Source organism: Chamaesiphon sp. GL140_3_metabinner_50, from assembly GCF_025361915.1.
In the GTDB taxonomy this organism is placed as follows: Bacteria; Cyanobacteriota; Cyanobacteriia; order Cyanobacteriales; family Chamaesiphonaceae; genus Chamaesiphon.
In genome coordinates this window covers 1-11246 of sequence record NZ_JANYJC010000358.1, presented here as the reverse complement: position 1 = coordinate 11246, position 11246 = coordinate 1, and the positions used below count along the sequence as shown (strand labels likewise).

The following is an 11246-nucleotide window of genomic DNA, read 5'->3' as shown; positions in this document are numbered from 1 at the left end:
AATCTACGAAGAAGTCAAACATCGTCCTCTTTATACTCTCTCGGAAGTGGGACGGAAATAGGTTTTAGGTTTTAGGTTTTAGGTTTTAGGTTTTGGCACTCCTTACTCCTTACTTCTTACTCCTTACTCGCCCATCACAATGCGCCATTCATGTAGTTGGTAGGTAATGCAGTGGTTTTGAACCAGAGGATCGGCGGCGATAATTCGTTCGGCTTCAGTTAGCGAATCAGCTTCAAATAACATCATCCCACCACCACGCTCTGCCCAGTATCCAGTTTTAGCATGATGTCCGCGATCGATCAAACCCTGCACGTAAGCTTTGTGCGCTGGGATATATCGATCGAATTCTACTTTAGGAACTATTCCAGTTTCAATTTTGACAAACCAAGGCATGGGCGGGGGACTGGGGGACTGGGGGACGGGGGGACTGGGAGTAAGGAGTAAGAAGTAAGGAGTAAGAAATATAATTATGTCTAATACCTAATACCTAAAGCCTAATACCTAACTATGTGCCAGGGTAGAGAGTGGTAAAAAGATGGTGAGAACTTCACCTTGCTGGAGATGTTCGCGTACTACTAGTTTACCACCGAGGAGCTGAAAGAGATTTTTAGTCACACTCATATTGAGACTGAGATTGCCAGTTTCTGGTTGGAAAGTGAGTAATTGCCCGATCGCGTGTCGTGCTTTGGGAGTAGTATGGGTGCGTTCGTCGGTATCTGGTTGAGATTGAAATTGAAGTTTTAATCTGTCGCCAACGGGAGTAACTTCGACTTGAATATGGCTCCCAGAGGGCAGATTGCGGGTAAAGTTTTCTACCAAGCCTGTTAAAACGCGATCGAGCATTGTCGGATTGCTGACGACGGCGGGGAGCTTGTGCGGAATAGCGACGGCGAGATTGAGATTGCGGCGTTCGGCTTGTTGTTGCCATTGGGGGAGACTTTGCTCTAGCAGTTCGCCGATAGACATGGTGGTGAGATCTACTGCTGGAGATGGTGCGGTAGATGCCAATTCTACGCCACTAAAAATTAGCTCCATCCGGTTAATTTGCTCGGTACACTCGCGATCGATCGCGCTGAGGCGTTTGAGTACGTGTGGCGATAAATCTGGCTGACGTAATAGCAGCCGCGTCATGGTGCGGATGGTAGTTAATGGCGTACGGATTTCGTGGGTGAGTGCTTGAATTAGTTCGACATCCGCCGCAAGTTTAGTCGGGACTTCGATCGGCTCTGGAGCGGTGGCTAGCTGGGCGGTAGGCTGGTGTTCTAGCAGATATTGACTGAATGCCATCACCCACCGATAATCAGGCTCGATCGGGCTAAATTGCGCGGCTAGTTCGTCGAGATCGGCGAGGTAGTGCGGTGCGGTGAGCATAATTCTCCCCCGTAGCGATTTCCATGCCAGATCGAGATCGTCGGGATCGAAAGAAAATTGACAGCGCGGTTCGCCATTTTCTTCACCCAATACTACGACTAAGCTAAATCGATCGGTTAGTACTAAGCAAAAGCGTTCGTCAGCGAGAGGATCTGTGGGGAGTAATTCGACTGGAAAATGGTGTGACAGGGCAAAATCTCGATCGCTACCTGTAGACTTGCATGGTAGTAATTGGCGGTTGGCGTGAGGAGTGGTAAAAGTAATGGTGTGAAGTTGAGAAACGATCGCGGGGTGGCTAAATAAAGGTAATGGTGCGGTAATTAGCAATCCTTCGATGACGGTTTCTTCACTGAGATCGGCAACGCCAATGGGATGGGGTAAAGATTTTAATAGTAATGCTTCTACAGACGCGATCGCACTTTGCCACTGGCTATGAGCTTTGAGTAGCAATTCCTGGCGATCTTCAGACGGCTGGGAATCTAAGGGGTTAAATTCGGGTACGAGCAGATCGATTCCCGTCGGTTCTGCTTTTGCTAATACCTCGCTCAATGTTGGGAGCAACCACTTTCTGACCACAATTTATCCCGCTCTCTAATACTCACATTCAGAGAGTAACGGATCTACAACACTCGATCGCAGGTGTAAAACCGAACTATACTTAGGCTAATATCCGTCTTATGTAGATTTTAGATGCCTGCGACTAAAGTCGCGGCGGACTTCGCATCACGAGGAGTGGTTAAAACCACTTAGGCTAGGTAACCACCACAGTAATCCCGATCGTGTGCGAATGTTAACGATACCCATTTGCTGCCAAAAAATCTGGTGTAATAATTTCGTGCTTATGGCTGCGATCGTTTTGAGTCGCACCCATCAACTTTTCGACATATTTACCTAAAATATCGGCTTCCAAATTTACCCACTCATTCGGCTGAAGCTGGGCGAGATTTGTGTTGGAATATGTATGGGGAATTACGGCAACTGTAAACCAGTCACCATTTGCAGCGCAATCAGCGATCGTTAGGCTTACGCCATTAATCGCAATACTTCCCTTAGAAACTAAATAACGACTTATGTAATTTACCCATTGTTCGCCAAGCGATTCTGGTGCGGCGAAGCGCATTTCCCAAGAAGTAGCGGTAGATTTACTCGAAACCAGCTTACCGATTCCGTCGATATGTCCCGTCACAAAATGACCGCCAATTTTGCCACCAACGCGTAGAGATGTTTCTAAATTTGCTGGCGTTGATGTGCGATCTCTTTGCCCGATCGTTGTACGATCTATAGTCTCAGGAGAAACAGTTACAATAAACCCCTGCGGCAAAATTTCTTCTACTGTTAAACATGCCCCATCTACAGCTACACTATCACCAATAGTTAAATCGGTTAAGACGATCTCTGCGTATGAAAATCCACATAAGATTTCTAGCCTGTCTTCAGTCAAAAGGCGTAAATTTCCCAGCGATTGAACTAGTCCTGTAAACATCTTTTTTCAGTCAAATTACTATTCGCGATCGAGCGTTTCATAGGTCATCCTTGATACATATAGGTACGGAACCGCCCAAGTTCGAGCTTGCTCCGAACAAACTCGGCTCTTATTTTAAACTTTAACGTTCGCCACCACCTAAATCGGTAAATAATTTACAGGAAACCACACCATGATTGAAATGAAAGTAGCGGGGATTGCATTGGACGCGGTATCGCGGAGTCCGATTGTCTTACTCAAAGATGCATCAGATCGTCGCGCTTTACCGATTTACATCTCTCAGGAGCAAGCAAAGGCGATCGTTAATGCATTAGAAAAACAGACACCTCCCAGACCGTTTACGCATGACTTGATTGTGAATATATTTGAAAGTTGCGATCTCAAGGTCGAGCGAATTTCAATTAATTCACTACAAGATAATACTTTTTACGCATCGATCGCAATTAATACTAACGGTCAAATTCGCGAAATCGATGCTCGTCCTAGCGATGCAATTGCGATCGCCATTCGTACTAAAGCACCAATTTGGGTAATCGAAGAAGTCATCGCCGATGCTTCGATTCCCGTAGATCGCGATGCTGACGAGCAAGAACGCCAAGCTTTCCGCAGCTTTGTCTCTAATCTGCGTCCTGACGATCTGATTCGCAAAGGTGGCTATGCTGGGTAGGTGTTAGGTGTTGGGTGTTAGGTTTTAGGCTACATTACTACGGTGTTGCCATACCTCATCCGACAATGTGGATGAGGTAGTAGGTTAAGGAGTGCGATGCTCAATCTCGCGCACTCCAGGCTGGAACTTACACTAATGCTGGAACGGGGACACTGAGATGGGGATAGAGTGGGAACCCTTCACATAAAGTGGCAATCCGACGCATACATTCGTTAGCTACTTTATCGTCTTCAGGATTGAGTAATCGATCGGCAATAATGTTACCAATTTCTACAAACTCAGTCGTACCCATTCCGCGAGTAGTCATTGCAGGCGAACCGAGTCGCAAACCGCTAGTCACAAATGGAGATTCCGGATCGAAAGGTACGGTATTTTTGTTGGCAGTGATATTTACATCGCTAACCAAAAGATCTGCCTGTTTGCCAGTCATGCCGATCGATCGCAGATCGACTAACATCAGATGATTGTCAGTCCCATCAGAAACGATTTTAAAGCCCCGTTGTTGGAGTTGACTAGCCAGTGCTTGGGCATTGGTAATTACATTGCCGCAATAGGTCTTAAAGGCGGGCTGGAGAGCTTCGCCGAAGGCAACTGCTTTACCAGCAATTACGTGTTCTAAGGGGCCACCTTGACTGCCAGGGAACACCGACTTGTCGAGTTTTTTACCCAAATCGGCATCGCGAGTCATAATCAAGCCACCACGAGGGCCTCTGAGGGTTTTGTGAGTGGTCGTAGTTACGACATCGCAGTAAGGAATTGGGTTAGGATGGTGTCCGGTGGCAACCAATCCAGCGATATGCGCGATATCTGCCATCAAGAACGCACCGACTTCATCGGCAATCTCGCGGAATTTAGCAAAATCGATAATCCGAGGATAGGCAGAATAACCGCAAATTAGTAGTTTGGGACGATGTTTTTTTGCCAAATCGCGAATTTGGTCGTAATCTAATTGCTCGGTTTCCTGGCTGACACCATAGTGATTGACATCGAACCATTTACCTGAAAAATTGACTGGTGAACCGTGGGTAAGGTGTCCGCCGTGGGATAAATCCATCCCCATAATTTTATCCCCAGGATTGAGGAGCGTTAGAAAGACGGCAAAATTAGCTTGCGCGCCAGAGTGAGGCTGGACATTTGCCGCCGCCGCACCGAATAACTGCTTAACTCGATCGATCGCAATTTGTTCGATCTCATCTACAAATTCGCAGCCACCATAATAACGCTTGCTGGGTAGACCTTCGGCATATTTATTTGTAAGTACCGAACCCTGTGCTGCCATTACCGCCGCCGAAGTGAAGTTCTCACTGGCAATCAATTCGAGATGGCTGCGTTGGCGACCTAGCTCGGAACCGATTAAACTTGCGATCGCGGGATCTGTCTCTACTAAAAATTCTAAGTTAGTTTTTGCCATGATGCTAGTCTGTTTGAAATAGGTTGGAGATTGCGAAATCGATGTGGTCTCCCAGACTATCGATTATAGCTAATCGAGATCGATTCTCCCACCGATTATGTTTCCCCACTAGCATCTTCTCTCCTGTGGTTAGCTACTGGCAATCGACTAACACCAGTCGAATTTAGCACTATCTGTTACGGTTTCGATCGAGCCATTAACACTAAACTAGCTCATCGCCAAGTGCGGTAGTGAAATTGTCACTATTTCAGTAGCACGGATAAGATAGATATATGGGCGATCGTCGATTGTAAATCTGTCCAACGATAGATAATTCAGCTCTACCCAATCCAAAAATGGAGGTGGTACATGTTAGTAGTAGTTATCGATAACCAAATTATTGCGCCGCAACTAGTCTGTCAAGCCTGCCTGATGGCCGATCGCGATGGCAGACCGCGCTGGCAACAAGGTAAACTCGGTTGCGGTCGTCTTATCCGCAATCTCAATTTTTGCACCGAACCACAAGCCGATACTTATGAGTGTCAGATGGGGTTTAGGTTGGTGGAAATTGATTAGGCGTTAGGCGTTAGGTGTTAGGTATTAGGTTTTTGTTTGTGAGCCTTAAATTCAGGCGTTTAGGATGCAAGCATCTTTCTAAAATCCTTAGTAGACTCTAAAACCTAATTAAGCTGGCGAAGCAAGCATCCTAACTAATTTCCCTAACACCTAATTAAACTGCTGACTCAAAGCCACCGGATTATGAACGGTAATTTTTTTCTTTTGAATCGAGATGGTTTGATTGTCGCCATCGCGCAAGTCTCCGAGCAATCGCGTGACAGTAACGCGAGTAGAGCCGATGGCTTCGGCGATCGCTTGATGGGATAATTTAAGATCGATCGTAATGCCATTTCCATTAGGTACGCCAAAATCCCTACACAAGATCAGTAGGAAACTGGCAAGGCGCGATCCCATGTCTCTATGTGCCAGAGTTTCGATCATCATTTCAGTTTGGAGAATTCGTGACGACAAACCTCTAAGGACGATTAACGAGAGTTCGGGATTTTCTTTCAGCGATTTTTCAAATTGATCGATCGACACAGATAATAGCTCGACGGGGGTAAATGCAACCGCATGATAAAACCTGTCAGACTTATTCCCCGTAATCAGAGATAGCACCCCAAATACGCTATTTTCGCGCAGTAGAGCCACTGTAATCTCTTCGCCTGCTTCGTAGACCCGCGACAACTTTACGGCACCTTTAGTAAGAAAATAGACGCGTTCTGCCGGATCGCCAGGGAAGAAAATAGTCTTATTACGATCGAATGTCTCGATTACAGGTGGAAACTCGCCTCCAGCCATTTGCTGAAAGACGGTAGCTAGCGGTTTATCTTGCATCATGACCATCTTAAATTTGCACTCACTTGGAATATTTGGGACTTACAATTTCAGACTCGATCGAAGTGTAAATCTTCTCGCGCTCGATCGCTTATGGACTAACGAAGGTCGCTAGGTACTGGATCTTGTCGAAATTGTTGAACTGCGACTCTCGATCGAATGGTATTACACATCACTTAATCTGACTTGCCGCTAGTTTTTTGTATCACAGAATACGAAGCACCCAGAGATGAGCCAAGTTGCTAGTGACGATTTTGCACTATGGGAAGTGAAGAACAGCTAACAACCCACTTCCGATTCCCTACCCCTAGCCACACAAGTAACTGGTAACTGTTCGCAGCGAACTGATATCATGAGCCGTGCGAGTTATAAGTATGGAATAGAATTATCGTGCTAAATTTAAGCGGCAAAAATGCCCTAGTAACTGGAATTGCCAACAATCGTTCGATCGCATGGGGAATCGCTCAACAACTCCATGCGGCGGGAGCTAATATCGGGATTACCTATCTTCCTGACGAGAAAGGTAAAATGGAGCGCAAAGTGGAAGAATTAGTCGCTCCCCTCAACCCTAGCATTTATCTACCACTCAACGTTCAAGATGACGAACAAATCGATCGGACTTTTGCCGAAGTTGGCGAAAAATGGGGACGCGTGGATATTTTGATCCACTGTCTGGCATTTGCCAATAAAGAAGACCTATCTGGCGATTTTAGCAAAACTTCTCGTGCTGGTTTCGCACAGGCGATGGATATTAGTACCTACTCGCTCACTCGGCTGGCAGGTGCGGCGAAACCCCTGATGACAGAAGGTGGGAGTATCGTCACACTAACTTATCTCGGCGGGGTGAAGGTAATTCCCAATTACAACGTGATGGGAATTGCCAAATCGGGTTTAGAGATGAGCGTACGCTATCTTGCATCAGAACTCGGCCCTCATAATATCCGCGTCAATGGTATTTCTGCTGGCCCGATTCGGACATTGGCATCTTCGGCTGTCGGTGGTATTTTAGATATGATTCACCATGTTGAGAAAGTAGCACCATTACGCCGGACAGTGACGCAGACTGAAGTTGGTAATACGGCGGCCTTCTTATGTAGCGATCTGGCTAGTGGGATTACCGGACAAATTGTTTATGTCGATGCTGGTTACGAAACGATCGGCATGTAATCTTACATCTTAGAAATGAGGGATGCTCCACTCTCTACCCTCATTTTTAAGCTGTACGCACAAGTCGCATAGATTTCGGTTGACACGGTTGTACATCGATATTTGTTATGATTTTTTATAAAAGAAATCATTATGACTCGCCAAGAAATCGAAAGTCAATTGCTAACTTTATCGCTTTCTGATAAAGCGGAGATGGTTCAAAGCCTGACTAAAACTCTGAACATGAGCGGTAAGGGCATTACCAAAACTCCAGGTGTCTGTGGCGGAACAGCCTGCATTGCGGGAACGCGGATTGCGGTTTGGCTATTAGTCGAAGCACAGCAGTTGGGCATTAGTGAAGCCCAACTATTACAGGATTATTCCCACATTACCGCCGCCGATTTAGTCAATGCGTGGAGCTACGCTGATGCTTATTCTGAAGAAATTGCCGCAGCAATTCGTGTCAATAACGAGGTATAGGTAATGGCGCGGTTGTATATGGACGAGCAGTTTCCCAAAGTAGTGAGTCAGCTACTGAGGGAAATGGGACATGATGTTTTAACTGTGCAAGAAGCTGGCAAAGGCAATTTGGGTATTCCTGATGAGGATGTGTTATCTTTTGCCATTGGTGAAGATCGAGCGGTTGTGACCTTAAATCGAGATAATTTTGTGCGATTACATCGTGCCGATGCCCAGCATTGCGGTATTATTGTCTGCACCAACGATCCAAATCGTTGGCGAAGCCTCTCGTAAGAGAATCGAGCATGGCAATTCGGCGACATGAATCGATCGTTTCGCAAGAATTTCTGCCAGGTAATTTGATTCGGGTAGTTCGTCCGGCAAAATAATTATGATTTATGTGTTTGTAAGTTGAAGAATGAAACCCAATATTTCCAGGATACTGGTAAGTGAGTTGGGTTTTGCCATCGCTCAACCCAACCTACATTTTTCAAACTCAAGCAAAATAGACCGATGGCAAGGTTATTTACGGTGAGAATTGGTTATGATGTTGGTGTGAGCTTTGGTGGCTTGAATTGATAGATAGATCCTTTAAGGTAGGTTGGGTTGAAGAATGAAACCCAACATTTCTAGGATGTTGGTGAGTGAGTTGGGTTTCGCTATCGCTCAACCCAACCTACAGATTTTTTATCAGTACATATAATGACATTCTTTGACACAATGCCAGAATTATTGCTCGAATTGCTTCAAGAGCTAGAATTAATCGGCATAGATAATGAAGAGATATATGATACTGTCTGTCGCGAGAAAATGGGCGATCCAATTTGGGGTTTATTTATCTGTCCGGTGACCGAATATAAGTGGGCGGATGATTTTGGTTTATATAGTGATATTGAAAACCAAAGAGTTAAGCAAGTACTACAAACATATATTGACAACGCTAATAGAATAGTATCTAATTCACTTACTAATTTTCATCAAAGACTTGCAGCTTTTCAAGATGAAAGTGTCGAAACTGAAAGCAGAAGTTTATTTGACGAATTTTTTGGTTGGGCTAATCCAGATGAATTTGATGCTGGAGGAAAATGGTTTGGAGTTAAAAAACGAAACAATATTTTAGATGAAGATAAAATAGAAGAGGAATCGATCGATCTTTGTCCGATACCCCCAGGACAATTAAGTTTATTTAATCTGGACAGATATCTAGAGCTTTATCCGATACCAGAAGGACAGTTGAGTCTATTTGACGATTTAAAACAGTAGTAGAGATTTGCAGATTAATTACATGCAATCGATTATCGCTGGGGAGGGCGGGTTTGATTTAGATTTTTAGTATTATCCGTAGGCGATCCCATAAACCCGCCCCTACGGATTGTGTATAATTTAACTAGGTTAATCTACTCGATCGTATGTCTCAAACTCCCCTACTAATTCTTGTCGATGGTCATTCTTTAGCTTACCGTTCTTACTTTGCATATGCCAAAAGTAAGAGCGGCGGCTTGACGACTTCGGCGGGAGTGCCGACGAGTATTTGTTTTGGATTTGTCAAGGCTTTGGTGGAGATTATTAATAGTCAGAAACCGGATTCAATGGCGATCGCGTTTGATTTACGCGCGCCGACTTTTCGGCATGAGGCTGATGATAATTATAAAGCCGATCGAGCCGAAACGCCTGAAGATTTTACGATCGATATTCAGAACTTATACCAACTACTAACGGCTTTGAATTTACCGACGATTACGGCGGTGGGATTTGAGGCGGATGATGTATTGGGGACGCTGGCGGGGAGAGCTAGCCGCGAGGGTTATCAGGTGAAGATCTTATCTGGTGATAAGGATATGTTTCAATTAGTGAGCGATCTGGGTAAGGTAAGTGTCTTGTACCTATCATCAGCTTACTCGCAAAGTGGGGCATCTGTAACCGAGATGAACGAGCAGGGTGTACTCGATAAGATGGGAGTGACTGCGGCGCAGATTGTCGATTATAAGGCTTTATGTGGGGATAAGTCGGATAGCATTCCTGGTGTGCGGGGAATTGGTGATAAGACGGCGGTGAAGCTGTTGAATGAATATGGAGATCTGGCGACTATTTACGATCGCGTGGAGGAGATTCCAGGTGCAAATGGGAAGAAGCTAGTTACAGGTAAGGAGGATGCTACTCATTCGCAATATTTGGCGAAAATTATTACTGATGTGCCGTTAGAAATTGAGTTACCAGAGACGAAATTAACTGGGTTTGATTTTAAACAGGTGCAGCCAATTTTGCAAACATTAGAACTGCATCGATTTAGTAAAGATATTGAGAAACTACAAGAAGCTTTTGGTGGCGCGGCGGCTCCGACTCCTGAGAGTATCAATCATCCTCACGAGCCAGTACGAGAGATTGTGAGTACGAGTGGATCGATCGTCATTCATGATGATGGTGGTGATGATATGTGGTTTTTTAGTGCTGAAGATACTGATAAATTTCAACTCAGCAAGCTATCACCGATTCAACCACAAATTATCGATACTGTCGAGAAATTACAGGCTTTAATTACCAATCTTCTACAACATACCGATCCAAATCGTCCCGTTGCTTGGGATACAGAAACTACTGACTTAGAACCGCGCAATGCAGAATTAGTGGGGATTGGTTGTTGCTGGGGAGCCGAATCTGACAGGATGGCATATATTCCCATCGGGCACGAGAAAGGTGATAATTTAGAGCTAGAGTTAGTCCTGAAAAATCTCAAACCAATCCTAGAATCTGCGACTTATCCGAAGGTATTGCAGAATGCAAAATTCGATCGATTGGTATTTAAAAACCAAGGTATTAACCTCCAAGGCGTTGTCTTCGATACGATGCTGGCGAGCTATGTCTTAAATCCCGACAGCAGCCACAACCTCACCGATTTATCCAGCCGCTATCTGAGCATCGTCCCCCAGAGTTACGATGACTTAGTACCAAAAGGACAAACTATCGCGAACATTAGTATCCCCGCCGTCGCCGAATATTGCGGGATGGATGTTTGGGGTACCTACCGCCTCTACGATCTCCTTACAGCCGAATTAGCCGCCGCACCTAAGTTACTCGCACTGTTGAAAGACATCGAATTACCCCTCGAACCGATCCTTGCCAACATGGAAGATCGGGGTATCAATATTGATGCTGAATATCTGAAAACACTCTCGCTAGTATTAGCTGAAGACTTAGCCAAAATCGAAGAACAAACTTACACACTCGCAGGTGAAAAATTCAATCTCGGTTCGCCAAAACAACTCGCGCAGATATTATTTGAAAAACTCCAATTAGACACCAAAGGCATCCGCCAAACTAAATCCGGTTACTCCACC

Annotated in this window: 12 protein-coding genes; 7 read left to right on the top strand and 5 right to left on the bottom strand. The window is 45.1% G+C overall.

What is annotated here, in order from left to right; genetic code table 11:
• Positions 1-123: 123 nt before the first annotated feature.
• The 3 genes from Q0R35_RS17580 to ribE form a co-directional block, all read right to left on the bottom strand.
• Complete coding sequence (locus tag Q0R35_RS17580; protein ID WP_295621477.1) at positions 124-393, bottom strand: YciI family protein; 270 nt, start codon at positions 391-393, stop codon at positions 124-126.
• A gap of 108 nt (positions 394-501) precedes the next feature.
• Positions 502-1947: a HAMP domain-containing sensor histidine kinase gene (locus tag Q0R35_RS17575; protein WP_295621474.1), complete on the bottom strand. Its 1446-nt coding sequence runs from the start codon at positions 1945-1947 to the stop codon at positions 502-504.
• Between the two features lie 214 nt (positions 1948-2161).
• Positions 2162-2854 (bottom strand): riboflavin synthase, encoded by a 693-nt coding sequence (gene ribE, locus Q0R35_RS17570; protein WP_295621471.1) that lies wholly within the window; start codon positions 2852-2854, stop codon positions 2162-2164.
• 172 nt (positions 2855-3026) lie between these two features.
• Here ribE and Q0R35_RS17565 point away from each other — a divergent pair, with 172 nt between their 5' ends.
• Complete coding sequence (locus Q0R35_RS17565; protein ID WP_295621469.1) at positions 3027-3521, top strand: bifunctional nuclease family protein; 495 nt, start codon at positions 3027-3029, stop codon at positions 3519-3521.
• Between the two features lie 127 nt (positions 3522-3648).
• Here the strand turns inward: Q0R35_RS17565 and glyA are convergent, their stop codons facing one another.
• On the bottom strand, positions 3649-4932 hold the full coding sequence (gene glyA, locus Q0R35_RS17560; protein WP_295621466.1) for a serine hydroxymethyltransferase: 1284 nt from the start codon (positions 4930-4932) through the stop codon (positions 3649-3651).
• Between the two features lie 348 nt (positions 4933-5280).
• Between glyA and Q0R35_RS17555 the strand changes: the two genes are divergently transcribed.
• On the top strand, positions 5281-5487 hold the full coding sequence (locus Q0R35_RS17555) for a hypothetical protein (RefSeq protein WP_295621463.1): 207 nt from the start codon (positions 5281-5283) through the stop codon (positions 5485-5487).
• Between the two features lie 150 nt (positions 5488-5637).
• Here Q0R35_RS17555 and ntcA read toward each other — a convergent pair whose 3' ends face one another.
• Positions 5638-6315, bottom strand: a complete 678-nt coding sequence (gene ntcA, locus Q0R35_RS17550) for a global nitrogen regulator NtcA (RefSeq protein WP_295621461.1) — start codon at positions 6313-6315, stop codon at positions 5638-5640.
• Between the two features lie 381 nt (positions 6316-6696).
• Here ntcA and fabI point away from each other — a divergent pair, with 381 nt between their 5' ends.
• The 5 genes from fabI to Q0R35_RS17525 form a co-directional block, all read left to right on the top strand.
• Positions 6697-7473 (top strand): enoyl-ACP reductase FabI, encoded by a 777-nt coding sequence (gene fabI, locus Q0R35_RS17545; protein WP_295621458.1) that lies wholly within the window; start codon positions 6697-6699, stop codon positions 7471-7473.
• Between the two features lie 132 nt (positions 7474-7605).
• Entirely contained in the window at positions 7606-7932 is a 327-nt protein-coding gene (locus Q0R35_RS17540) for a DUF433 domain-containing protein (RefSeq protein WP_295621455.1), read from the top strand.
• Between the two features lie 3 nt (positions 7933-7935).
• Complete coding sequence (locus Q0R35_RS17535; protein ID WP_295621453.1) at positions 7936-8205, top strand: DUF5615 family PIN-like protein; 270 nt, start codon at positions 7936-7938, stop codon at positions 8203-8205.
• Positions 8206-8631: 426 nt separating this feature from the next.
• Entirely contained in the window at positions 8632-9174 is a 543-nt protein-coding gene (locus Q0R35_RS17530) for a hypothetical protein (RefSeq protein ID WP_295621450.1), read from the top strand.
• 146 nt (positions 9175-9320) lie between these two features.
• On the top strand, positions 9321-11246 hold a 1926-nt coding region (locus Q0R35_RS17525; protein WP_295621447.1), incomplete at its 3' end, for a DNA polymerase.